This is a genomic window from uncultured Ruminococcus sp., assembly GCF_937915125.1.
Taxonomy (GTDB): Bacteria; Bacillota; Clostridia; order Oscillospirales; family Ruminococcaceae; genus Ruminococcus_C.
Map to the genome: position 1 here is coordinate 84,276 of NZ_CALDMP010000098.1, position 24,893 is coordinate 109,168.

General features: G+C 52.2%; 20 protein-coding genes and 2 tRNA genes. 5 read left to right on the forward strand and 17 right to left on the reverse strand.

Annotated elements, in window-relative coordinates:
- Positions 1–13: 13 nt before the first annotated feature.
- The 10 genes from rpsG to Q0418_RS10305 all read right to left on the reverse strand — a co-directional run bounded on the left by rpsG (position 14) and on the right by Q0418_RS10305 (position 11,707).
- On the reverse strand, positions 14–484 hold the full coding sequence (rpsG, locus tag Q0418_RS10260) for a 30S ribosomal protein S7 (protein WP_298484041.1): 471 nt from the start codon (positions 482–484) through the stop codon (positions 14–16).
- A gap of 221 nt (positions 485–705) precedes the next feature.
- Entirely contained in the window at positions 706–1,128 is a 423-nt protein-coding gene (gene rpsL / locus Q0418_RS10265) for a 30S ribosomal protein S12 (RefSeq protein WP_295216697.1), read from the reverse strand.
- A gap of 169 nt (positions 1,129–1,297) precedes the next feature.
- On the reverse strand, positions 1,298–4,048 hold the full coding sequence (locus Q0418_RS10270; RefSeq protein WP_298484042.1) for a leucine-rich repeat protein: 2,751 nt from the start codon (positions 4,046–4,048) through the stop codon (positions 1,298–1,300).
- A gap of 267 nt (positions 4,049–4,315) precedes the next feature.
- The gene (locus Q0418_RS10275; RefSeq protein ID WP_298484043.1) at positions 4,316–5,653 is read right to left on the reverse strand and encodes a leucine-rich repeat protein; all 1,338 of its coding nucleotides are present in this window, start codon (positions 5,651–5,653) and stop codon (positions 4,316–4,318) included.
- Positions 5,654–6,142: 489 nt separating this feature from the next.
- Complete coding sequence (locus Q0418_RS10280; protein ID WP_298484044.1) at positions 6,143–6,850, reverse strand: sugar transferase; 708 nt, start codon at positions 6,848–6,850, stop codon at positions 6,143–6,145.
- A gap of 416 nt (positions 6,851–7,266) precedes the next feature.
- Entirely contained in the window at positions 7,267–7,509 is a 243-nt protein-coding gene (locus Q0418_RS10285) for an RNA-binding S4 domain-containing protein (RefSeq protein ID WP_298484045.1), read from the reverse strand.
- A complete protein-coding gene (gene mazG, locus Q0418_RS10290) occupies positions 7,496–8,320 on the reverse strand; it encodes a nucleoside triphosphate pyrophosphohydrolase (protein WP_298484046.1) in 825 nt (274 codons plus the stop codon). Before mazG ends, Q0418_RS10285 begins: the two co-directional genes overlap by 14 nt.
- Positions 8,321–8,694: 374 nt before the next feature.
- A complete protein-coding gene (gene trpS, locus Q0418_RS10295) occupies positions 8,695–9,702 on the reverse strand; it encodes a tryptophan--tRNA ligase (protein WP_298484047.1) in 1,008 nt (335 codons plus the stop codon).
- 87 nt (positions 9,703–9,789) lie between these two features.
- Positions 9,790–10,320 carry a hypothetical protein gene (locus Q0418_RS10300; RefSeq protein WP_298484048.1) on the reverse strand — a complete coding sequence of 177 codons (531 nt, stop codon included), beginning with the start codon at positions 10,318–10,320 and terminating at the stop codon, positions 9,790–9,792.
- Between the two features lie 193 nt (positions 10,321–10,513).
- Positions 10,514–11,707 (reverse strand): PLP-dependent aminotransferase family protein, encoded by a 1,194-nt coding sequence (locus Q0418_RS10305; RefSeq protein WP_298484049.1) that lies wholly within the window; start codon positions 11,705–11,707, stop codon positions 10,514–10,516.
- Between the two features lie 356 nt (positions 11,708–12,063).
- Between Q0418_RS10305 and Q0418_RS10310 the strand changes: the two genes are divergently transcribed.
- Both Q0418_RS10310 and Q0418_RS10315 read left to right on the forward strand, forming a co-directional pair.
- Entirely contained in the window at positions 12,064–13,677 is a 1,614-nt protein-coding gene (locus tag Q0418_RS10310; protein WP_298484050.1) for a polysaccharide biosynthesis C-terminal domain-containing protein, read from the forward strand.
- Between the two features lie 126 nt (positions 13,678–13,803).
- Positions 13,804–13,879, forward strand: a tRNA-Gln gene (locus Q0418_RS10315).
- 195 nt (positions 13,880–14,074) lie between these two features.
- Here the strand turns inward: Q0418_RS10315 and Q0418_RS10320 are convergent.
- Together Q0418_RS10320 and Q0418_RS10325 are read right to left on the reverse strand one after the other, a co-directional pair.
- On the reverse strand, positions 14,075–17,212 hold the full coding sequence (locus tag Q0418_RS10320; RefSeq protein WP_298484051.1) for a YfhO family protein: 3,138 nt from the start codon (positions 17,210–17,212) through the stop codon (positions 14,075–14,077).
- A gap of 376 nt (positions 17,213–17,588) precedes the next feature.
- Positions 17,589–18,308 (reverse strand): 16S rRNA (uracil(1498)-N(3))-methyltransferase, encoded by a 720-nt coding sequence (locus Q0418_RS10325; protein ID WP_298484052.1) that lies wholly within the window; start codon positions 18,306–18,308, stop codon positions 17,589–17,591.
- Between the two features lie 278 nt (positions 18,309–18,586).
- On the opposite strand from Q0418_RS10325, the gene Q0418_RS10330 reads away from it, so the two are divergent.
- The gene (locus tag Q0418_RS10330; RefSeq protein ID WP_298484053.1) at positions 18,587–19,240 is read left to right on the forward strand and encodes a hypothetical protein; all 654 of its coding nucleotides are present in this window, start codon (positions 18,587–18,589) and stop codon (positions 19,238–19,240) included.
- 9 nt (positions 19,241–19,249) lie between these two features.
- Here Q0418_RS10330 and Q0418_RS10335 read toward each other — a convergent pair whose 3' ends face one another.
- Entirely contained in the window at positions 19,250–19,441 is a 192-nt protein-coding gene (locus Q0418_RS10335) for a hypothetical protein (protein WP_298484054.1), read from the reverse strand.
- A gap of 581 nt (positions 19,442–20,022) precedes the next feature.
- Between Q0418_RS10335 and Q0418_RS10340 the strand changes: the two genes are divergently transcribed.
- Both Q0418_RS10340 and Q0418_RS10345 read left to right on the forward strand, forming a co-directional pair.
- Positions 20,023–20,391 carry a hypothetical protein gene (locus tag Q0418_RS10340; RefSeq protein ID WP_298484055.1) on the forward strand — a complete coding sequence of 123 codons (369 nt, stop codon included), beginning with the start codon at positions 20,023–20,025 and terminating at the stop codon, positions 20,389–20,391.
- 78 nt (positions 20,392–20,469) lie between these two features.
- A tRNA-Ala gene (locus Q0418_RS10345) sits at positions 20,470–20,545 on the forward strand.
- A 145-nt stretch (positions 20,546–20,690) separates the two neighbouring features.
- Here Q0418_RS10345 and Q0418_RS10350 read toward each other — a convergent pair.
- The 4 genes from Q0418_RS10350 to Q0418_RS10365 all read right to left on the reverse strand — a co-directional run bounded on the left by Q0418_RS10350 (position 20,691) and on the right by Q0418_RS10365 (position 24,694).
- Positions 20,691–21,143 (reverse strand): N-acetyltransferase, encoded by a 453-nt coding sequence (locus Q0418_RS10350; RefSeq protein WP_298484056.1) that lies wholly within the window; start codon positions 21,141–21,143, stop codon positions 20,691–20,693.
- Positions 21,140–22,054 carry a hypothetical protein gene (locus tag Q0418_RS10355; protein ID WP_298484057.1) on the reverse strand — a complete coding sequence of 305 codons (915 nt, stop codon included), beginning with the start codon at positions 22,052–22,054 and terminating at the stop codon, positions 21,140–21,142. The genes Q0418_RS10350 and Q0418_RS10355 overlap by 4 nt, the downstream gene beginning before the upstream one ends.
- Complete coding sequence (locus tag Q0418_RS10360) at positions 22,051–23,136, reverse strand: hypothetical protein (RefSeq protein ID WP_298484058.1); 1,086 nt, start codon at positions 23,134–23,136, stop codon at positions 22,051–22,053. The genes Q0418_RS10355 and Q0418_RS10360 overlap by 4 nt, the downstream gene beginning before the upstream one ends.
- 286 nt (positions 23,137–23,422) lie before the next feature.
- The gene (locus Q0418_RS10365; RefSeq protein ID WP_298484059.1) at positions 23,423–24,694 is read right to left on the reverse strand and encodes an SPFH domain-containing protein; all 1,272 of its coding nucleotides are present in this window, start codon (positions 24,692–24,694) and stop codon (positions 23,423–23,425) included.
- Between the last annotated feature and the right edge of the window lie 199 nt (positions 24,695–24,893).

A 24,893-nucleotide genomic window follows, 5' to 3' on the forward strand; every position in this document is an offset into this window, starting at 1 on the left:
AAGCGCAGTGCGCTTACCAGCGGTAGTGTGCAAACGCCTTGTTTGCCTCTGCCATCTTGTGTGTATCGTCACGCTTCTTGCAGGCACCGCCGGTGTTGTTCAGTGCGTCGAGGATCTCTCCTGCCAGACGCTCCTTCATTGTCTTCTCGTTACGCAGTCTGGAATACTTGGTGATCCAGCGCAGACCGAGAGTCTGACGGCGTTCCGGACGGACTTCCATCGGAACCTGGTAGGTGGCACCGCCCATACGGCGAGCCTTTACTTCCAGAACCGGCATTACGTTTTCCATTGCCTGCTGGAACATTTCAAGTGCATCCTTGCCGGTCTTTTCAGCGACAATATCAAATGCACCGTAAACAATCTTCTGGGCAACGCCCTTTTTACCGTCGATCATCACATTGTTGATGAGACGGGTTACGAGCTTGGAGTTATAAATCGGATCCTCCAGCACGTCACGTTTTGCGATCTTACCTCTTCTTGGCATTTTCGCTTCCCTCCTTCACATGATTCATGAATTCACAGGTACTCAATCGGGCGGCAGCGCCGCCGACCGTCAGGGCCAATGGAGAGGAATACGCACGGCGCATATACGCCATCTATATTCATATCTCCACAGTTCCCGTGGTGATCTATAAAGCTTCCTGTTTCACCGGAGCAAAGCTGCTCCTGTTCGAATGGTTTGACCGAAGTATCTGCTTTTAGAAATTACTTCTTGCCAGCCTTCGGCTTCTTAGCGCCGTACTTCGAGCGAGCCTGCATTCTGTTTGCAACGCCCTGTGCATCGAGAGTACCGCGGATGATGTGGTAACGCACACCAGGCAGGTCCTTTACACGGCCGCCACGAATCAGAACAACGCTGTGTTCCTGCAGATTATGGCCGATACCCGGAATGTACGAAGTAACCTCATAGCCGTTTGTCAGCTTAACTCTGGCAATCTTTCTCATAGCGGAGTTCGGCTTCTTCGGGGTCGCAGTACGAACTGCGGTGCAGACGCCTCTCTTCTGCGGAGAACTCTGATTTGTGGTCACTTTCTTCTTGGCATTATAGCCCTTCTGCAGTGCCGGAGCGGTAGACTTGTACTGCTGTACCTTTCTTCCTTTCCGAACCAACTGATTAAACGTAGGCATAATTTTCCTCCTTTGCAAAAAAATGAATTGACAGCGACAGCACATGACCGCCGCATGCCTTCCTATTGTAGCACAAAGCGCCGCCTATGTCAACGTGTTTTCAAAAAATTTACATTTACAAATAAAAAAAGCAGACGGAACTGCATATGCCGTCCCGTCTGCGTGTTTACTATATTATGATGCGCCGAATCTGTTCCAGCCACTGGGAAACATCCATGGGCATTCCCACAGACTGCATGGCATAGAACCACAAGATCTGATAGGCATCGTCCGGTGAAACCTCGCCGTCCTGATCCACATCCATCCGATACAATGTCGGCTCATCCGCTGTCACATCCATACCCACAGAAAGCTGTGCATAAATCACAAGTGCCAGATAAGCATCGTCTGCATCGATCCTGCCGTCTCCGTTGGCATCGCCCTTCGATAGTTCGCCGGAGGCATTGGTTTCCGATGTGACTGTCGTCTGTGTCATAGAAAGCGTCGTATCTGTTGCTGCCGTCGTGGCAACAGAAGTGGTGGTGAAAGTTTCAGCCGTTGTGAGCCGTATGGTCGTTGTAACTGTTGTTTCGGTCATGGTCGACTGCACAGCAGTTGTGGTATCCGAAGCGGTAGATTCCGTTATTATGGTAGCCTCTGTACCGGTGTTTTCCGTGGTCACGGTCTGGGACATTGTGGTATCCAGGGTCTCCTCTGTTCTGGAAACAGCCGTGGTGCTCTGCCATGTTTCATCCGTTGTGGTCTCTGCGGCAGAACTCGATCTTTCTGCTGTTTCCTGTGTGGTATTTGTCGTTGTAGTGGTCGTTGTGGCGGTGAAGGAATCTCCTGTAATAAACGGCGGCATGGTGACAGAGGAGGTGGTTGTCGTAACAGATGCCGTATCCGCTTCTGTCTCTGTTTGCCGTATTGTTGTTGTCATAACAGCCGTACTGGTTACAGTTGTCGTAGCAGAAGTTGTTTCCGAAGCTCCATTCAGCAGGGTGAACTGGCGGTCAAATTTCTGTGCATACTGCTGGATGGTAGAGTCCTCATACCCCTGCAAAGGACAGCTTGCAGGAAACGTGGATTCCTCCATGGGGATCACTGTATCCTGGCTCAGAAATGCAAAAGTAACGCCGTCACAGCCTGTAAAGGAATCCGCCCGTATCGAAGTCAGTGTTGCCGGCAGGATCAGTGCACCCAGGCTGCAGCAATTTGCAAAAACCTCTGAGCCGATCTCTGTCAGGCACGTGTTTTCCGTCTGAAGATTATCCTGTTTTTTCTCCAGAGATGTGCATCCATAAAAGGCTCTGTCCCCTATGGTGGCGAGTGTAGCAGGCAGCTGGACGATTTTCAGACTGGTGCAGTCCCGGAAGGCGTCTGTCCCGATGGTCACAAGTCCAGCCGGCAGGGTGATTTCCCGCAGTGCCGTACAACCCTGAAATGCGCCATCGCCGATGGTTTCCACAGCGGTCATGCCTGTAATGGTCTGGAGTGCAGTGCAATCCTGAAAAGCACCGTTTTCGATGCTGGTGACAGTGGCAGAAAAATCCACCTGCCGGATGGTCTCACAGCCCAGAAATGCATCGGCATTGACATTCGTCATACCTGATGGCAATACCACGCGCACCACGTTGGAATGGTTTGCCAGAAAGCCGCTGCCGATGGTGTGCACATCCTGGGGAATGACGATCATTTCTGCATTGCCCCGGTACTCCAGAAGTACGCCGCCGCAGATCACCCAGGTGCCCTCCTGCTGTTCCATCCAGCCTGTCTTAAAGAATGCGTCCTTCCCCACCGTGCGCACCGAATCGGGCAGTTCCAGATCTATGAGACTGGTACACATGGAAAAGGCATAGGAACCGATCTCGCTGAGATTCTCCGGCATATTGATGACACGGAGACTGGTGCAGTCATTAAAAGCATAGTCACCGATGATCTGCACACTGTCTGCCAGGGCAGCATATTCCAGCATTTTACACCCGGAGAACGCACACGCCGGGATCTTTTCCAGCTTTCCTGAAATCACCATCATATAAAGTGCTGTGCAGTTGGAGAACGCAAAAGACCCCATGCTTGTCAGCGAAGCAGGCAGCACCAGAAGCCGCAGGGCGGTACAGGATTCAAAAGTAGAATTGCCGATAGTGCGCAGTCCGCTGCCGAAGGAAACGGACTCCATGGCAGTACAGCCATAGAACGCCTGGTCGCCGATGGAGATCAGGGTGCTGGGAAAATCCGCCATTTCCAGTGATGTGCACTCATAGAATGCGTTGGAACGGATCTGGCGCAGACCGGAGGAAAAATGTACTTCTGACAATGCACTGCAATATGCAAAGCAGCTGCTTCCCACATACAAAACGCTTTTGGGCATTTCCACCTGCACCACAGTTTCATTTTCCTGAAACAGTCGGTCTGCAAGCACTTCCACACCAGTGGGTATCGTGACAGAAGCACGCTCACGGAGCACATCTACGGCGATCCTGCCGCCCAGCACTGCCAGATCGGTCTTGCAGGTATTCTGCCACTGGGTTCCCTCCAGAACTTCCTGTCCCACATAGATGGCAGAAGAAGCTCCCCCAACTTCTGCCAGATTGGAACAATCAGAAAACGCATGGTCGCCGATGGTTGTCACGCTGGAAGGAATATACACCGACTGAAGGGTTTCGTTTCCAGCAAACGCCTCCTGTGCGATCTCTGTGACCACATGCCCGTCAATGACCTCCGGAATCTCGATGGCTTCGCATGTCTCATCGCCGCCGGTGATCACTGCGTTTCCTAAAATATCAAGTGTGTAATAAACGGAATCATATGCCATAACAGCCGTTGTTTCAGACGAAGTTTCCTCTGCCTGTACGCATTCCGGCATCATGATCAAAGAAGTCATACTGACCACTGCTGCCATGAAAACAGCTTGCAGGCGTTTCCAGCTATTTTTCCGCATATGAACCACTCCTTTCAAAAATAATTTTCTTTCAGCAGCATTTGACTGCTGCCGCAATTCCCCAAAAACTTGTGGCAATACCGCACAAAGATTGTGCGTCAGATGTACTCTGCGAGCATAAACTTTGTCAGATTTTTTGTCAGATGAAACAAAAATCGCAGTGAATACTTTGTGTATTCACGAGCATTTTTGTGAAATATGACGCAAAAGATGCAAGCATATGACGTGCAAAGCCGTCAGGCGCTCTTTGTGCGGTGTTGCCTTGTCTTATTTCTCTTCTCCATTGGTCTGTACAGACACAGACTGCTTTGCATAAGTAACAAGGATCTCATAGGCATCTGTGCCGTCCACAATGCCGTTCTCGTCATAATCGGCAACATACAGCTGTATATCCGTCCATGCCGCCTCCGTTCCCACGGACATCTGTGCATACAGGAGCAATACCTCATAGGCATCCTGGGCAGTCAGTTTTCCATCGCCGTCCACGTCTCCTCTGATACGATCCATGGGTACGAATGCACGGGTATATTTCTGGGCGTAGACGTGGGCGGTGGACTCTGCCATGCCGTAGATATTCGCCGCCTTTTCTATGGTTCGCTCTGCATCATAAATACGGCACTGAGGATTCAGGATGGACAGTTTTTCCAATGCCGTACAGCCATCGAATACATTGGAGCCGATCTCTGTCACAGACGCCGGTATCTCCACATTTTTCAGTGCAGTGCAATTCTGAAAAGCATAGTTATAGATCACAGAAACGCTGTCCGGAATCTGTACGGAAACCAGACTGGAACAGCCCTGAAACAGCGTATTGTTGATCTGGGTCATGGCATTGGAAAGGGTCACCGTTTCCAATGCTTTGCAGAACTGAAAAGCATGACCGTCTACACTGCGGACACTGTCGGGCAGTTGAATTTCACGAAGGGAAATACACCAGTGGAACGCATATTCTCCAATGGTTTCCACACCATCAGGAATGGTGATCTGCCGCAGCCCCTTGCAGTTGTCAAAGGCAAAGGCATCAATGGAAACCAGCGTAGACGGCAGTGTGATCGTCTCCACCATATCGCAGGAATTGAAGGCATAGCCGCCAATGGCACGGACGCCCTCAGGTACTGTCACTTGCGCATCTGTGCCGGCATATGCCAGAAGAATGCCCTGTCCGGCAATGACAAAGTTTTCCTTTCGCTGTTTGAGCCAAAGCGTGCCCAGCACAGCGCCCCATCCGATCTCCCCTACTGTATCAGGTATGGTCAGATTTTCCAATCGCGTGCAGTCTTTAAAGGCAAAGGCACCGATTTTCTGTACCGTTTCTGGCAGTGTCACAGTGGTGAGCCGGGTACAGTCTTTAAAGGCATAGCTTGCGATCTCTGTCACAGGACAGCCGTCAATTTCCGCCGGGAGTACCGCTTCAGTCACAGATGCCCGGGCACTTTTGATGATCACTTCATTCCGCGGTGTTACAGCATAATAGATCATGTCCTGGTACAGCTGCCAGGAATCGTCCACAGCAGATACCGTCTGACAGCACGGCATCCAGAATTGTACAAACGCCAGCAACAGCAGCGTCAACAGACGCAGGCTGTGCCGCAGTATTTCACGCAACGGCACTCCCTCCTTTCTGCATTACCCTTAGGGTATAATTATCCTATTTTAAGTATAGCATATTCTGGTACAGTATGTCAAGGAAGAGTTATCAAATCACACGCAAATCAATTTTTAAGGCAATACCGCACAAAGATTGTGCGTCAGATGCGCCGTCAGATTTTTCGTCAGATGAAACAAAAAGCGGAGTGAATACTTTTTGTATTCACGAGCATTTTTGTGAAATATGACGGAAAATATGCAAGCATATGACGTGCAAAGCCGCTAGGCGCTCTTTGTGCGGTGTTGCCTTAAATTATATGCTGTAAAATGAATCATTTTATGTAGGGGCGAACATTGTTCGCCCGCCAAAAATCCAGGCAAACCGCAACGGGCGACCAATGGTCGCCCCTACAATAATCCATATTTCACAAAAATTGATTTGCGTGATCAAATCAACACAAAAAACAGCGCAGTGTAACCACCACGCTGTTCGCAATTTCTATGAATTTACGCCGCACCATCCCGGCGCAGCACAGCAACCACTGTTTTCCCCAGAATCTTGATATCTGTGGAAACAGAACGGTCACGAATGTACTTCAGATCCAGTTCTACCCATTCGTCAAACATAATGTTGCTTCTGCCGGAGCACTGCCAGTAACATGTGATACCGCCCTTTGCATCCAGCCGGTGCATCTGATAAGGGGTGTACTGCTCTACCTCACGAGGAAGAGGCGGGCGAGGTCCCACCAGGCTCATGGTGCCATTCAGTACATTAAAGAACTGGGGCAGCTCGTCCAGGCTGGTTTTCCGCAGGAATCTGCCGATGGGCGTCACACGGGGGTCTTTCTTCATCTTGAATACAGGACCGTCCGCTTCGTTCTGCTGGCGCAGTTCCTCCAGCTTCTGCTCTGCATCCACACACATGGTGCGGAACTTGTACATGGTAAAAAATCTGCCGTCCTTTGTGACACGCACCTGCTTGAACAGCGGACTGTGGAAGTCCTGTAAAAAAATCACCAGAGAGATCAGCAGCATGGGAATCGCCAGAATCACAATGGCAAACGACGATGCCACAACATCCATCAGCCGTTTCGTAAATAAGTATTTTTTTGAAACATTTTCCAGTTGAAGTGAACCAGGTCTGGTGCTTTCTGCACGCCGCTTCACTGTCTGCGGCATATCCTCATCTTGCAGCAAATAGCCTAAATTTTCCATAAATACCCTCCGAAGTTTCAACACACACATATCCGTCACGTACAAAAAACGCTCTGAGCACCGTCTGTCCCGGATAAACTGTCCCTTCTCCGTACGGCAAAATCGTCTTTATTCGCCGGTATACTTTCAGAGCAATTCTCTGTGCACGAATGCCCCCTCAAGCATTCGTCAAACTATATTAAAATTATATCATCTTTTGTAGCATTCTGTCAATGTACTATTCTCACAAGATTTCACAGAAAACAATGTGCATTTTATGCAAACTACTCATAGCATCCGGCAGCGCCATGAAAATTATCCCAGAACAGGAAGAAACTGCGAAACTGCGTGGAAAAATCTTACTGCGAAGAATACAGAAAAACTGCCGCCGAAGAGGGATAAATCCCCATTATCCGGTGGCAGTCTGATTTGTTTTTTCAGGAAAGAACGGCATACAATGCCGCCGCATCTTCCTTGCGCACCACGTCGGAAACCTGTTCCACACGTACTTTCAGTGCCTTTTGTCCCATCTGGATCTCGATGACATCACCCACCTTGACATCATAGGATGCCCGGGCAATCTTGTCGTTGACGAGAACCTTTCCGGCGTCGCATGCCTCATTGGCAACAGTACGGCGCTTAATGAGACGGGAAATTTTCAGATATTTATCCAGCCGCATGGTTGTTTTCCTCCTCCATAGAACGTTTGGATTTTTGCCAGAGCTCCACCCACTCGCTGCGGCTCAGGGATTCCAGAGGACGATCTTCCCGGACGCAAGCTTCTTCCACTGCACCGAAGCAGCGAATGAACTGGTTCGTGGTATCCGTCAGTGCCTGTTCCGCCTGGATACCCAGCTTCTGCGCCATACCGGCACAGCAGAACAGCAGTTCGCCCATGGCACGCTCGATCTGTGCCTGATCTTCCATATGCATGGCACGTTCCAGTGCATTTTTGCATTCTGTGACGCTGGCGAGGGCAAATTCATTGCACAAAAACTGGAGATCGTTTTTGACAGCACGCTTGTTGACCTTCTGGGCACGCATGAGCGCCGGCAATGTCTTTGCCACAGATTCCAGGGTCTGGGTGCGTGTGGTCTGGTGCTTGGATTCCTCCTTGATCGCCTCCCAGTTTTTGAGTACCTCTTCCGTGGTATCTGCCTGGGTGGTGCTGAACACGTGGGGATGGCGGAGAATCATCTTTTTGCAGATATCCGTGCACACATCGTCCAGGGTGAAGGAATTCTGTTCCTGTTCCAGTTGGGCGTGGAATACCACCTGCAACAGCAGATCCCCTAGTTCTTCCCGGAGCAGTTCGGGGTCTTTCTGGTCAATGGCTTCAATGACCTCATAGGTCTCTTCAATCAGACCGCTGCGGATGGACTCGTGGGTCTGTTCCTTGTCCCAGGGACAGCCGTCCTCACTGCGCAGGAGCATGACGATCTCCGCCAGGTCGTTTATGGTATAGCGGTCTTTCATTTCGTATGGTATCATATTGCACCTCCGAATGGGTTATGCTGATTTCTCACAGGAAAACTGTAGGGGCGGACTGTGTTCACCCGCAAATGGATGGAGATTCACCCACGGGCGAACAATGTTCACCCCTACTAGGCTATCCCACCTAAAGCTTTACTTTTGGTTTGAAAACCAGAAGCGTAGGGCGGGGGCTTGCTCCCGCCGTCCCCGAAGAATCTAAGAGAAACCCCATTGTAGGGGCGACCTTTGGTCGCCCGCACTTCCACTTTCTTCAAAAGGATAAGCCAACGGGCGAACAATGTTCGCCCCTACATTTGCACTGCATTGTACAATGTCGGGAATACGGCGGGCGGATGATATCCGCCCCTACAGTGGGATTGCATGTAATTCAATCAGTTTGCATCTACAAAGCCGACCTTCCGGTACACCTTGCGCACGATACGGGACGAATATGCCAGCGCCTTTGCATCGGATGCCGTGTAGCATTCCTTGAGATATGCCTTGTCTGCAATGAGTCTTGCATAGGTCTCCTGCATGGGACGCAGATGATCTGCCACGGCTTCGCCCACAGCCAGCTTGAAGTCACCATAACCCTTGCCCTCGAATTCCCGTTCGATGGCAGCGAAATCCTTGCCGGTCACGCTGGAGTAGATGGTCATGAGGTTGTTGATGCCGTCCTTGCCCTCTGCATAGCGCACCTCTGCTTCGCTGTCGGTGACAGCACGCTTGCACTTGCGGATAATGGTATCCTTGTCATCCAGAATGAGGATGCAGGCGTTGGGGTTGGTATCGGACTTGGACATCTTCTTCGTCGGTTCCTGGAGGGACATGATCTTTGCCCCCACCGGCGGAATGTACGGCTCCGGCAGGGTGAAGAATTCACCGTAGCGCTGGTTGAACCGCTGTGCAATGTCACGTGTCAGTTCCAGGTGCTGCTTCTGGTCTACGCCAACAGGCACCAGGTCTGCGTTATACGCAAGAATATCTGCCGCCATAAGTACGGGATAGGTAAAGAGACCAGCGTTGACATCATCGGGATGCTTCTGGCTCTTGTCTTTGAACTGTGTCATACGGGACAGCTCGCCGAACTGGGTATTGCAGCTGAGGATCCAGCTCAGTTCTGCATGGGTACGCACATGGCTCTGAATAAAGAGGATGGACTTTTCCAGGTCAATGCCGCACGCCAGCAGCAGGGCATATGCCTGTAAGCTGTTCTGGCGCAGCTTCACCGGATCCTGACGGACGGTGATAGCGTGCATATCTACCACGCAATAAACACAGCGGTATTCATCCTGGAGCGGTCCCCAGTTGCGGATGGCACCGATATAATTGCCCAGGGTAAAGGTACCCGTAGGCTGAATGCCGCTGAAAATCAGTTTTTTCGTTTCCTGTTCTGCCATAAATGGACTTCCTTTCTGAAAATGCACCATCACGGCGGGAGCAAGCCCCCGCCCTACGATGAGCACATTATTTTTGCATAATCCGTGTTATTTCTTCGCCTGTGCTGCGGCACGGTCTTTCAGCTGTGCGGAACGCAGTTCACGCATGACCTGCTGATACAGGAAGTATACTGCCTGCATATCTGCGCTTTCTTCCTTGATGGCAGTGGGCAGGACGGTCTTTTCATAGATACCGCCCTTTGTCAGCAGGTAGATATTATGGGGCTGACCAGTGGGCAGTGGGAACTTGTCGGTCTTTTCTGATTCAGCGAGGATACGGGGTGCATTTGCCACCAGAAGCCGTCCTGCCTGTACCACGGTCTGATACCGCTGGGATGCACCGGTATAGGAGCCGCCGTTGTTGAAATAGAGGTTGGCGGCGCCGTTGATGTATACCACCAGTGTGGAGAGGGTTCTCGGGTCAATGGGAATATCAATGACCATGCCGTAAACACTGTGCTCGTCCGTGATCATGTCCGAAAACTGCTTTGCGGGAAAGTGCAGTGCAGCACCTCTTGTCATCAAATAGGATTCTGTTACCAGATAATGTGTCTGTACGGGGTTCTTTTTCTGTGCCATGAGAATTTTCGATTCCTTTCTTGTTTGTCATTTTGATATTATTTTTTTGGGATATATTGCAGAGATAGATATCATCCATCAGTCTATCCGATCTGCAAATGATTTTTCACTGTTGTAGGGCGGGGGCTTGTTCCCGCCGTATTTTGCCATCGACCTGTTGCAGTGAAAATAAAACGATGGTTTTGTTCCGGCGTCAATCCAGCATTTCTCTTGTCATGCCGCCGAGAATCTCCGTGCCCTTGACGATCTGTTCATCTGTCGGCGTGGAGAAGTTCATGCGGAAAGACGATGTTTTCGCCGATTCATCCACCAGAAAAGCGTTTCCGGGAACCACTGCGATCTGATATTCCGAAACTGCCTTTTTGCAGAATGCAGGCATATCGCAGTCCTCCGGCAGGGTACACCAGAGGAACAGACCGCCCTCGGGCATTTCCCAGCGGACACGCTTGGAGAAATGCTGACGGATGCCATCTGCCATGAGGTTGCACTTCCGGCGGTATACAGCACGCAGCTTTTCCAGATAGGTGTCCATATCTGTCTGTTCCAGGAACTTGGCACAGACAGCCTGTGCCCAGATGTTGGTATGTACGTCAGAGACCTGCTTACACACCGTGATCTTGGAGACGATCTCCTTGGGTGCGCTCACATAACCCACACGAAGTCCCGGCGCCAGAATCTTGGAGAATGTGCCGGAGTAAATGACACGGTGCTCCGTATCCATGCTCTTGATAGACGGAATGGGCGTACCGGCAAAGCGGAGATCACCATAGGGGTTGTCCTCCAGAATGATCAGGTTGTACTTGCACGCCAGTTCATACAAACCCTTGCGCTTTTCCAGAGACATGACACGTCCCGTGGGGTTCTGGAAGTTGGGAATCACATACACCAGCTTGGGGTTGGGATTCTCCTGCACCGCCTGTTCCAGCGCATCGAGATTCATGCCGTCCTCTTCCAGTTCCACGCCCACCAGATTCACGCCGTAGGAGCGGAAGGCATTGAGAGAACCGATGAAGCTGGGGGATTCGCAGAACATGGTGTCCCCACGATTCAGCAGTACCTTGCAGGACAGTTCGTTCGCCTGCTGTGCGCCGGAAGTGGTGATAAGATCGTCAGCAGTTTCGTCAAAGCAATGCTGCTCTGCCATGCGTGCTTTCAGGACATCCCGCAATTCCGGAAAGCCCTCGGTGATGTTGTATTGCAGTGCCAGAATGGGGTCTTTTTCGAACAGCTCCGCAGAGATACGGCTGATCTCTTCCACCGGGAAAGCCTCCGGTGCCGGATTCCCGGCTGCAAAGGAGATCACACCGGGCATACCGGTGAACTTCAGGATTTCACGGATGGCGGACGGTTGCAGTGCATCGACATTTTCCGAAAATTTATATTGCATTTTCACTTCTCCTTTTCCAAAAACAGGATATGCCGCTGCCCAGAAGGACAAATTCCGGCATTACCCTCTTATTATAACACATATTTTCGATTTCGGCAACATAAATTTTTTTATCTGCACGCAAATCGAATTTTTATCATGGATTTACCCCTCAGTCACGGCTACGCCGTGCCAGCTCCCCTTTCAGGGGAGCCTAAGTTGCCTCCCCTGAAAGGGGAGGGGAACCATTGCGCAGCAATGGTGGAGGGGTTTTCGATGAAAAAATCATGTGTTGTATTTGCCGATGATTTTTGCGTATTAAAATGTAACTCCGGGCGGCTGACAGCCGTCCCTACAGGATTCAAAAGAGGTGCATGATGCTGAAAAAACAATCCTTCTGGAAAGGCTCTGCCATTCTGTTGGCATCGGCGATGCTGGCGAAGGTACTGGGCGCTTGCTTTAAAATCCCCCTTACCAATGTGCTGGGCGGTACGGGAATGGGCTATTTCAGCAGTGCATACGGGCTGCTGCTGCCCATTTATGCCCTTTCCGTAACGGGACTTTCTGCGGCAGTGGCACAGACGGTGTCACGTGCTGCTGCGCTGGAGCATTGGACAGAGGTGCGCCGTATCCGGCGTGTGGCACGGCTGGCGTGCGGTGTGCTGGGACTGGTGCTCAGCGCAGGAATGCTGCTTCTGGCGGAGCCCTTTGCGGTACTGGTGGCAGCCCAGCCCCATGCATTGTTTTCCCTGCTGGCAATTGCACCGGCGGCATTGTTCGGCTGTCTCACGGCAGTGGAGCGTGGCTACTGGGAGGGCTTGCAGACCATGACACCCACGGCGGTATCCCAGGCAGTGGAGGCTGTGGCGAAGCTGGGACTGGGACTGCTGCTGTGCCAGTGGGTGCTGGACAATCCGGGAATTGTCTGCGCCTGGGTATCCCCGGAAGTGCCCCTTTCCGCATTGGCGGCAGCCGGGGCAGTGCTGGGCGTGACGCTGTCCACCATGATGGGCTGGCTGTATTTTGTGGTGCGGAGCTGGTTCACTGGGACAAAGCTGCCCCGCAGTACGGAACAGGCGGCGCCTGCCGGAAAGATACTCCGGCGGCTACTGTATGTCATGATTCCTGTGGCGTTGGGTTCTCTGGTGACGAATCTCACCTCGCTGCTGGATCTGGTCACCATGATGCGCTGTCTCAGTCGTGCACAGCTGCTGCATCCGGACGAACTGGTGGAGAAATTCGGCGAAATTGCAGCCAGTCAGGATTTTCCGGCGTTTGTGTACGGTTCCTTTACGGGAATGGCGGTCACGGTGTTCAATCTGGTTCCCTCTGTGACCAATATGCTGGGGAAAAGCGCCCTGCCCTGTGCATCGGCTCTGTGGGCGAAACGGGATTGTACCGGTGTGGCAGCACATAGCCGATCTGTGGCAGCGGCGACAGCAGCCATGGTATTACCATCAGCCGGAGGATTGTGGGTATTGGCAGAGCCAGTCATGCATGTCCTCTACAGCGGCAGACCGGAAGAGGCGGCACTGGCGGCAATGGCACTGCGTTCGCTTCTGCCGGGAATGGTCTGCCTGTGTCTGACGTTTCCCTTGTGCAGTATTTTACAGGGCATCGGACGTGCGGCGATTCCGGTAGAGTGTATGCTGGTGGGCGTTGCCGTGAAACTGGTGGGCAATCTGCTGCTGATCCCGAACCCGGAATTCTGCATCATTGGTGCAGGGATATCCACCTCGGCGTGCTATCTGATACTGCTGGTGCTCATCGTGTGGAGTCTGCGCCGGGTACTGGGCGAACCCATCCGTCTGCTGCGGACACTCCTGCCCTTTGGCTTCGGTGCGGCAGTCTGTACGGCGGTGGTATGGCTCTGCCGCAGTGCGACCTTGACATGGAAAAGTTACTTCTCCGTGGCAGTCTGCGTCATTGCCGGCGGTGCTGCCTATCTGCTGGTGCTGTGGCTGGCAGGGTGTATGCGAAAGAAAGCGTGATTTTTCTGTGCGCAGCGGAACGTTACAACCGATAGTACAACCGATTTCATAAAACTGCCAGAGACCCCCTTGACATTTCCGCAGGATTGTGGTATACTAAAGCATGTCTTGTGCAGCATCCGCAACTGGGGTATAGCCAAGTGGTAAGGCAACGGACTTTGACTCCGTCATTCCGCTGGTTCGAATCCAGCTACTCCAACCAAATATGCACCCACGGCAAAACATCCCTTCCGGCATCATCCGGTGGGGATGTTTTTTTCATGGTATGATACTAATCCCTCAAACTCCAATCGCAATTTTATCTATTTCCATTTAAGGGATTAGTATAAAAAACGGTACCGCACCAGTGGAATCCCACAAAGTGCAGTACCGTTTTTATCTGTGCGAAAGGCTTCGCTTATGTTTCATCCTTTTTCTTCAGGATTGCCGCCTTTTTGGCTTCAAATTCCGCATCGGTCAGGATACCCTGATTGTGCAGAGTTTCCAGCTTTTCCAGCAGCTTTTCCGGTGTTTCCTCGTCAGAGGACTTGGACTTCAGCTTTGCACGCTTTTTCGCCTGCTGCCGTTCCCGTTCCTTTTCGGCTTCCAGTTCCACCAGCATTGCCGCATAGCGCTTCCGGTCACCGAACCAGAACAGCACGATGAGGATCAGTCCGCCGCCCAACAGTCCCATGCCGATCCACCAGCCCGGCGGTGTGTAGGTCATGGTCACCGTATGGGTACCCGGCTCCAGATTTACGCCGATGAGGGCATCTACGATCACAAGCTGATCCACCTTCTTGCCGTCCACCTTGACAGTCCAGCCCGGCTGATCCGGGATGGTGGTCATCATGAGCTGACCTTCTTCGGCAGTAATGGTACCTACCAGCTTCCGGTCGTTGCTCTTTTCTGCGTCGATCTGCCACTGATTCTTCTTGAGAATATCAATGTCCTCCTGGAACACGCTGGGATGGTAGGTGTAGAACAGGAAGTTCTTGACGATGGTGAATTTCTCCTGGTTTGCAACCGTCATTCGCAGGGTGATCTTTGTGCCCGGTGCAAAGGTGCCCAGACGCAGTGCGATGTAGTTGTCACCCTCGAAGTACTGTCCCATGGATTCAAAGCCGCCGTTGTCCTTTGCATAGTTGTCCGCGGCCGCCCAGGTAAAGTCACCTGTATTGTTTTCACGCCATGCAGCTTCGTTTTCGCTCCACTCTGTTTCATCCCAGGTGGACATCCAGAGGTTGACTTCCTTCTGGAACTCTGTCTTGAAGTAGATGTAAATGGGTTCTTCCGACTCTGCCACCAGGTGGAAATCCACAGTGGGGTCGCCGTCACCGGTAACATCATACTTGGTCTGTTCCCCATAAGGACTCGTGGTAATAGCATCGCTGACAATGGGGTTCTCTGCCAGATTCAGAGGTGTATAGTACTCATGCCATGATGAGAACTGACCGGCATCATCAAATGTGGTATTGCCGCTCATGGTACTCATGAAGATATTCTGGCTGTTGAAGGGATTGTCGTTGCCCAGATGGTCGATCTTTGTCACATCGCTGTCCACCATATAGCCGATGGAAAGGGCGTTGGTATTTTCATAGGCAGTGATGGTCTTGTCTGTACCGTTTTCGTTGGTATAGTCATATGCCCATCTTGCTTCATATGCAGGATTCAGACGGCGCTTCTGGTCATTGCTGTCCCCACGATCCAGGACATACTTGATGCCCAGAAGAGAGTCTGCGACCTCTGTGTTGCCGTCATAGCGTGTGTAATAGCTGTGCATGCAATAGCCCATGGTCTCAATGAAGTTGATGATACGGGTATTCATGACAGAGCTGGAGTGGGAAATACCGTTCAGTCCAAAGCCGGCGTTGTCGTTGACACAGCGGAAGAAGGTCTTTTCTGCACGGTAGAAGCCGTCGTCCTTTTCCTCCAGCATATCTGCTGCGGCACGGCCGTTCTGCATGTAATTCTGATAGGACTTTCTGGTAGAATATGCAACCTCTTCATCAATGTCCTTCATGGAATCAATAGCATTATAGGTTGCTTCGCCGCCCACCATAAAGAGCATCATGGTAGTCAGGGCAATGCTGACGCCCCGTTTTCCCTGGGTGAGCTTTCCGCCGGTCATAAAGTACAGCAGGATCAGATAAATGCCCATAATTGCCGCAGAGATCCAGACGGCGCCCTTTGCCATCTGCTCAAACTTCATGCCGGCAACAACGGCAATAAAGACGATCAGACCGATGGCAGTGCCCAGAAGATGCTTCTTCTTGATGCCCTCCAGATTGGCGAACGCCGTTGCCGCCATGGACAGGAATACGAAGGACAGCAGGAAGGAATAGCGGAAGGGCAGCCAGTTCGGCACCTGTCCGCCGTGCCACATCATATCCACGGGGGTGATGAGCATGCACATGATCATCACGAAGATCAGTGCAGAATAGCCGATCTTTTTCTTCCGGCTGATGTTCTTGTTCAGATAGAACAGGGGCAGGAGCACCACAGTCAGCAGACCGCAGTAGATCTCCGGCTTACCCTGGACATTGACCGAGTCGTACTGCGCCGGCAGCAGCTGGGGCAGCATGTCCAGCAGGTCGCACAGGAACACCAGCAGAGGCGAATCCTGGGCGCTTTCCAGGAGGGTCTTGCTCAGGGGGAAGGACTGGAACCGGAAGCTGTAGTCCGGGTCGGTGAACTCAAATTTACCCAGCTTCAGGGCATTGTACACCGGCAGGAGCATAAAGGCTGCACATGCCAGAGCAATGAGCGATGAATAGGCGATCCGTACAAAGGCGGTGAAATAGTCATAGCCCTTGCGCTTCTTGTCCGAACCCAGGAACAGGTAGAACAGGAAATAGAGGATCACGAAGAAGCAGATCATATAGCCGATGTAGAAGTTTGCCACACACATGATCGCCAGGGGAATGATATAGTGCAGCCGTCTGCCGTCATCCACCAGGTATTCGATACCCAGCATAATGAGGGGCAGGAACACGATTCCGTCCAGCCACATGGGGTCGATGAGCTGGATCACCGCATACGCCATCATCGCGTACATGGTGGAGAACAGCAGGGACGGATAGGGCTGTACACCCCGGCGCTTTTGCAGGAAATAGTTAAAGGTAACCCCTGCGGCGCCCAGCTTGCACAGCTGCATGATCAGCAGACTGCTCAGCATGAATTTTTCCGGGAGCAGCAGTACAATGAGCGTAAAGGGACTGGCGAGATAATAGCCGATGATGCCCATAAACTCACCGGAGAGGTTTCTCGACCAGTTGTAGAAAATGCTGCCGTCTCCCCAGAACGCATCACGCAGCGCTTCGAAGTAGTAGACGTACTGACCGTTCAGGTCGAGACAGAGCACGGACTCCTCGCCGAACGGATACAGCCCGAAAATGGCATAAGCCAGATAGGTCAGAGCCGCGGGTATCGCAAATGCAATGAGATAGACCCGGTTCCGGACGATCCAGTTTTTCAGGCCGGTCAGAATGCCGCCGATGCTGATGCTGCCCTTTGCCGGCAGGGCTGCGGCGGCTTTTGTCTTGGTAGTTGCCATGAAATTCCTCCTTAAAAATCGGATACCATACGGCGGTATCTGGAATAGAATACGAGTTCTTCTGGTGCATTTCCAGAAAAATCCGCGAAAAAGGTGTTCCGCCGTTCCCCCCCTGGACGGTCAGAACAACAGATAAAGACATTATACCATATTTTTTACACAGTTGCAAGTCTTTTTTTAAATTTAGATGAAAATAAGATACAAGCACCCCTCCACCATTGCCGTGCAATGGTTCCCCTCCCCTTTCATGGGAGGCAGCTAAGGCTCCCCTGAAAGGGGAGCTGGCACGGCGCAGCCGTGACTGAGGGGTTGATTCCGATCCTTCCACCATTGCCGTGCAATGGTTCCCTTCCCCTTTCATGGGAGGCTTGAAACATCACAAATTCCCCGTCAGGTGCATGAGGATAGAAATTGCTGCCAGAGGTGCTGTTTCGCAGCGCAGGATACGTTCCCCCAGCCACACCGGCACTGCCCCTTGTTCCTGTAATTTCCGGGCTTCTTCCGGGTCAAAGCCGCCCTCGCTCCCCACGATCAGGGCAATATTGCGGCAGTCCTGCAAATCCACCCCCGAAAAGCGCACGCCGCCGCCTTCGTACAGCAGAATCGCCTTGTCCGCCTTCTGGATCTCCTGACAGGCTTCGCCGAAAGAGCGCATGGGTGCGATCTCCGGGAGTATCCCCCGCCCTGCCTGTTTAGCGGCGGATTGGGATATTTTTTGCAGACGGGACAGCTTCTTTGTAAATTCCGCCGGCTTGGGACGGGAAATACATCGCCGTGTGAGCACCGGCACAATGCGCACCGCCCCCAGTTCCACAGCTTTCTGGATGATCTGCTCCAGCTTGTCCCCTTTTGGCATTGCCTGGTACAGGGTCACAGAAACCGTTGGCTCTGCTGCGCAGACGGTAGAGGAACACACCTCCAGATGCACCTCCTCCGGCGTAATGGAACGGATGCGGCAGTTGTAATCCCGCCCATAGGCGCAGACTGTCAGCATATCCCCCACACGCATCCGCAGGGAAAGCCCGATATGACGGGCATCGGGACCTGTGATGACAACATCCGATTCGTCCAGTTCTTCTAAAAAAAATCGCGGCATGGTTTTTTCTCCTTTTTGGTTCATTTCGGGATGTCACCCCTCCACCGCCTGGCGGCGGTTCCCCTCCCCTTTCAGGGGAGGCTTTTTTGGAGAGGGAGCGCGCTGCCTCCCCTGAAAGGGGAGGGGAACCAGCGAAGCTGGTGGAGGGGTCAATAGATCAAAATATGAAAAATAATTTCCATGACCCTTTGTGTGATATTGTTGACATTTTCGGAAAAATGTGATAAAGTAATAGTCAAAGCCATTTGGGCAGCTATGCCCGGAAAGGAACATGTGATATGGCACAAAAAACAACTTGGTTCCGCCCCATTCTCACCCTGGGACTGGCGGCGGCATTGATATGCACCTGCTTCGGCTGCGGTGCGCAGTCCGGCACAGACACAAACAACCCACAGGGCGAGGATGTGGCAATGGAAGACCTGGAATATGGCGCAACCATGCGAAAATCCACAGACTTTTCCGTTCCTGTGGAATATGACAAGCGCTTTCTGGAGGACGGCGAGCTGAAAACCCTGGCGGACTATTATGCATCCGTTCAGAATGAGGATCTGACCCTTTTCTCCAGCTGTGTGCTGGATTTCTATATGGAATCCCTCTATCAGAACGCATACGGCGGTCTCCTGGACGACAGCGCCTATCTGGCGCAGCAGCACGAGAAATTCCAGGAACAGATCGACGGAGATTTCACCTTTGCAAATATTTCCATCAACGAATGCAAGGAACAGGGCGACGCCGGCTCCGGCATCGAATATCTCACGGAAATGTTCAACGAATTAAAGGGAGACGACACCTACTGGGATACCCACGTACAGAGCTGCAAGGCACTGACGGTGCAGCCCATGCTATCCGACGGCGAGGACACCACTGTGGCTTGTGACGAAGTCCCTGTGTTCCTGGTGAATCTGGACGGCACATACTACGTCTGCGCATAAGCATTGTAATTATATGGTAAAATCATCCTCTTCCGCCAAGAGCTGTTCCTGTTTTGCGGCTTCTTCCGCTTCTCTGCATTCTCTCAGTTTCTCGCTGAGCTGACGCATGGCGATCCGATATCGCCAGAACAGCAGCACCATGGCTGCCAGATATAACACGGTCACCAAAATCAGCGCAATCGCCAGGGGATGTTCCAGCATGTTTCAGCGCTCCTTTCTGTCTCAAATGCTTTCCTTATTATAATACCGTGGGCTGGATTTGTCAACCGGGGTGGGATTTCCTACACGGAAATCAATTTTATAGGAATGAACCCCTCAGTCACGGCTGTGCCGTGCCAGCTCCCCTTTCAGGGGAGCCTTAGCTGCCTCCCATGAAAGGGGAGGGGGACCATTGCGCAGCAATGGTGGAGGGGTGATTGGATTGAAACATAAAATTGATTTCCGTGAATTTCCGAAAAGCCGAATGGGAAACCTCCGGAAATTTGCGGGCGAACGCTGTTCGCCCCTACAATGGGTTCCTTTTAGGTTCTGCGGGAACGGCGGGAGCAAGCCCCCGCCCTACGTTTCTGATTTCCAGACAGAAAGTAAAGCTTTAGGCGTGACAATGTACAGATGCACACGTCTCTGTAAAAAAATCTGCAAACATGGCAGAAAAGGACTTGTATTTTTTTTGAAAACATGGTATACTATGACTATGGTCGAAAGTTTTGCCGTTCCAGCCGCATACCGGGCCGCAGCTGGAATGCGATTGACAATGGGGCTTCGGAGAAAAGAGGTATCTTATGAAAGGCAGTACAATTGCTGCAATGGTATTGGCAGCTGCGGCAGCTTCCGCCGCAACGATTTTTGCGCTGAAGAAAGCACACGATAAGAAGCTGGAAAATGCTTGCAACTGCGACGATCTGCCCGAGGGCGGCTGCTGCTGTATGGATGATGAGACAGATGAGGCATGCTGCTGCACAGCGGACGATGCAGAGACTTGCTGCTGTGAGGCTGACGAAACAGCGGAAGAAAAAGCAGAGGATTGCTGCTGCGCCGATGGGGTCTGTTCCTTTGGCGAAGACGATGATGCCGCAGTAGACCAGCCGGCACAGATCCATATGCCGGAGAATCTGGACGAGGATGACGCGGATTCCACAGAAAAAGCGTGACCGGACGGACAAAATCTGCCGCTTTCTGTGAAAAGATCTATTGACAAGCTGCACCTGCTGTGCTATAATGAGCTTGTTGGGGCATTAGCGCAGCTGGGAGCGCATCACATTCGCATTGTGGGGGTCGGGAGTTCGAATCTCCTATGCTCCACCAGAGGAATACCACGTGGTTTCGGGAGTTTCCCGGGATTACGTGGTGTTTTTTGTACGATTTTTATCAATATGCCGCTTATACAGCAAAATCAAAAAATGCACCCGTTTCCGGATGCATTTTTAATACGAATCCCTTAAAGCAACACTCACAGCGTCTTGACCATCTGCAAATACCCCAAGGGTTCATAGCCAAGCCGCTGATACAACGCCCGTGCCCGTTCATTTTCCGGCTCTGTCTCCAGGCGAATCTCTGCGGCTTTCCCTTTGAGCTCCTGTTCCAGCCAGGTCATAAACCGGCTGCCCAGTCCCTGGGAACGATAGTCCGGACGGAGATACAGTTCCTCCACCCAAACCACCACGCCGCCCAGTTCATGCTGCATCATGCGGTTTGTCACAGCGAAGCCGGCTGCCTTTTCCCCATGGGCAAAGAGATAGCCCGACAAATAGCGGTCAGAGGTCATCATCTCCTGAAAAGCCGCCCGGTGCCGTTCCGGCGGAATGGGGTGGAGCACTGCCGGGGAATGATAAAATTCCTCCGCCATGACATAAAATTCCGATTCGTCCGCCGGACAGAGTGGACGGAAAAAGACTGTGCTCATCGGTGATTTCCGCCTCCTCCGTGGCTGCCGCCGCCGGAACTGTGGTGACTGCTGCCACCACCGCCGCCACCGCCGCCGGAACTGCTCTCGATTTTCGTCCGGGTGCGGTACTGCCGCAGAAACCGGTCTGCGCGGTTGGAATAGTGCACATTCCCCTGTTCCAGATGGTGCTGCATACTGCCTGGGCTTTTGAAGCGATAGCTGTGCTTGATTGTGAAGAATGCAATGCACCCTGCCGCCAGTCCCAGGAGCATCGACACCAGAATGATCATGCCCCAGCTTGCAAGTGCAGTATACTCCTCCGGCAGCTTGTTGACCTCCTGGACAACGCCGTCCTCCATGATGAGATAGGTTCCCGTGCCACTGTCATAGGTGTAATAGGTGTCGCTGGGCGCGCCCTTTTCTGCATAATATTTCAGATCGAAGCAGAACTTGTATACCGCCATGGGGACATCCTCTTCCCCACGTCCCAGATAGGGATTCATATCGCTGAAAATCTCGCTGATACGGTCATATTCCGAGGAGTTGGTATAGTAGAACTGCCCCTTGCCGCTGGTGGAGATATAGTCGAACAAGTCCGCCTCGCCGGACATATCCAGATAGAGGAACACGCCGTCCGTATTGATGCCGAAGCATTCATCATAGGTATCATCGCAGAAGGCAATGGTCTGGCTCTCCCCCATGGGTTCGCTGCCGATCCATACACCGATGTACATACCGGTTTCCGCCGCAGTTTCCTCCAGATCTTCCATTATTTCATCAAATTCCGAGTCCGTGAGCCAGCCGCCCTCATCGCAGAGATACACCGTATCCGTCTGATCCTCCGTCATGGCAGATGCCGGCAGCGCCGCCATGGTACTCAGAATGCCCAGGGACAGCACTGCCCCGGTGATTTTCCAGAAATGCTTCATCGGAACATTATCCCTCCCAACAGAAGTGAAATCAGCATTACCACGACCCCAAGCACGCCGCTGAATACCAGTGCTTTCGGCAGACTCAGGGGCGGTGTTCCCGCCTGGGTGCCCGTCTGTCCGTTTATGGCAAAGTTATAGTTCTTCCCCTGATACCGATAGTGCATGAACCACACCGGCAGCAGTACATAGTCATGCTGGACATTTTGCAGCACGGCACGCTTCTGAGTCAGCGCAACGGAAGAATAGCCCTTAATATCGTTCCGGAGCAAGCTGACGCTGGCTTCCTCCACACGCTGTTTTACACGGGGCAGCACCTGTTCATAGGTCACATCGTATTTCTGCGCCATAAAACCGCTGAGATACTGCATACTGAAGGGCTTCATCTTTCCATAGGGAAATGGCTCGATGGCATCCATCAGGGCGTCCTCGATCTTCTGGGAGCCGTCTGCCGGAACACCCCGATACGGAATCATGGCAGCACGTTCCACCAGATATTCCTGTGTCTCCGTAACACGATAATTTCCCTCTGTCCAGCTGCGCACACGCTTTGCAATACCGCTCACATAGGTATCTGCCTGGCAGTTGGTGAGCCAGAAGGACACATAGACGCCGGACATTTTTTCCAGCTGCTTTTGAGAAGTAAAGCTTCCCGGCAGAAACCAGCGCTTTTTGCACCACTTATGAAAATTGTCCAATGCCTTCTCACGATCCAGGGCAAAGGGCAGCACATATGCAGGGCAATACTCCCCTGTGAGCCGTCCGGCGAGCACCACTGGCGCATGGCAATAATAGCAGAAGGTGGCAGCGGTTTCTGTCTCGGCGATGATCTGTGCGCCGCAGTTTTGACAGGTATAGAGCCGTGTGCCCTCTTCAAACGCCTTTTCGTCCTTTTCGCTCTCCAGTGTATCTGCATCCGGGTCGGCATCTTTCTTTGCCTGCTGTTCCATCTGCTGATACAGCGCCTGCATCTCCGCTTCGGTATAGGTACTGTCGCAGTATTCACAGGAAAAGTTCTGGTGCGCCGGATCAAAGGTCAATTCTGCCCCGCAGTTGGGGCATTTGTATTGTACAGTATTCAATCCTGTACCCCTTTCTAATGAATCATTTATAATGCATAATGCATTTTTGCTTATGCAAACGCAAATCAATTTTATTTTATGATACGTTTACGCAGAATAAACCATGTGAGATCGTAGGGGCGAACAGTGTTCGCCCGCAAATCTCCGGAGATCTCCCAACGGGCGAACACAGTTCGCCCCTACATTTGCACAGAATTTGTGCAATTTGTAATTGTCGGGAATACGGCGGGCGGATGATATCCGCCCCTACAGTGGGCTTCTGTCATGTTCGGGGCAACAGCATCCCTTAATTTCTCGGTTTTCCGCAGTTGGTGCAGAATTTTCCGGTGTTGGATTCGCCGCAGCTGCAAGTCCAGCTCCCGGATGCCTCCGGCTTTTTGCTGCCGCAGTTGGTACAGAAATTGCCTGTATTGACAGCACCGCAGCTGCAAGTCCAGCCACCGGCAGGCGCCGGTTTTTTGCCGCCGCAGTTGGTACAGAAATTCCCCGTATTGGATGCACCGCAGCTGCAGGTCCAGGTGTCTGCTGCCGGCTGCTGTGCTGCACGGTTCTGCTGCATTTGCTGCATCTGCTGGGCGTTGGTTGCCGAAGCGCTTGCCATAAAGCCGCCTGCGCTCTGCATTCCCATGCCCATTGCCATAAACGCCTGACCTGCACCGGCAGTGTTGGAGCCGGCGTTCTGCAAGCCCTTTGCAATTGCCCCCTGGACATAGCCCTCCCGGATGGTGGGGTCGGACATCATAGCACCCTGGTTGCGCATATTGATGAGCGCCTTGCTCTCGTCGTCATAGCTGATGCTGGCGATACCCACGGAGCAGATATCCATACCACGAGCCTGTGTCCAGTCCTCATCCAGCACCGTTGCCATATACTTGGACAGTTCCATGCTCTTGGACGGCAGCGCCGAAATTCGCACACCGTCCACCGCCATCTGCCCGATGGCAGTCTGGAGCGCCGTCAAAAATTCCGCATTGAACTGGTCGCCCAGATCGCTGAAGTCCAGCCGTGTGGCATTGCGGGGTGCCACTTCCATATAGAATTTCAGTGGGTCGGTGATCTTCACAGAATAAGAGCCGTGACAGCGCACAAACAGCTCAGCATTATAGAAGCCGTCAAAATACTGGAGCGCATTGCGTGTACCGAACTTCACGCCCCGAATCTCCTGTAAATTGATGAAATACACCTGCTGGGACTTTCCCGGCTGACCGCCGAATTTGAAGCGTTCGAAGGTCTCCCGGACGGATTCTTTCAGCTCACCGTTGAACATAGAGGGGGCTGAGGAGAGATAGACCTCATAGCAGCCCTCTTCTGCGGTATAGTCCACGATCCTGCCGCTGTCCACCAGAATCATCATCTGATTGGGACCAACTTCGATGCGGGAGCCGTTGGAAATGATGTCCGGTGTTCCCTTTCGGTTGCTGCCACGCTTTCCCCGTGTCACCTGTACGCCCTTTGTCATGACGGTGGTGGGGCCCATGTCATCTGCTGTAATATATTCCAGCCAGGAATCTGCCAGAGAGCCGCCGACTGCGCCGGCAACAGCACGAATAATACCCATATGTAACCTCCTGTGATATACCATTTCATTTTTTCGCTTGATATTTTCATTACCGTGGAATTGCGGTAATGTTATCACAATTATACCATAAAAAAAACCATTTGGCAAGAAAAAAATGCAAATTGTCATATAAATTTCCCGTGTCATGGGGATGCACACGAAAAACCGCCCTTCCCCTTGTGTGCATCCAGGGAAAAGG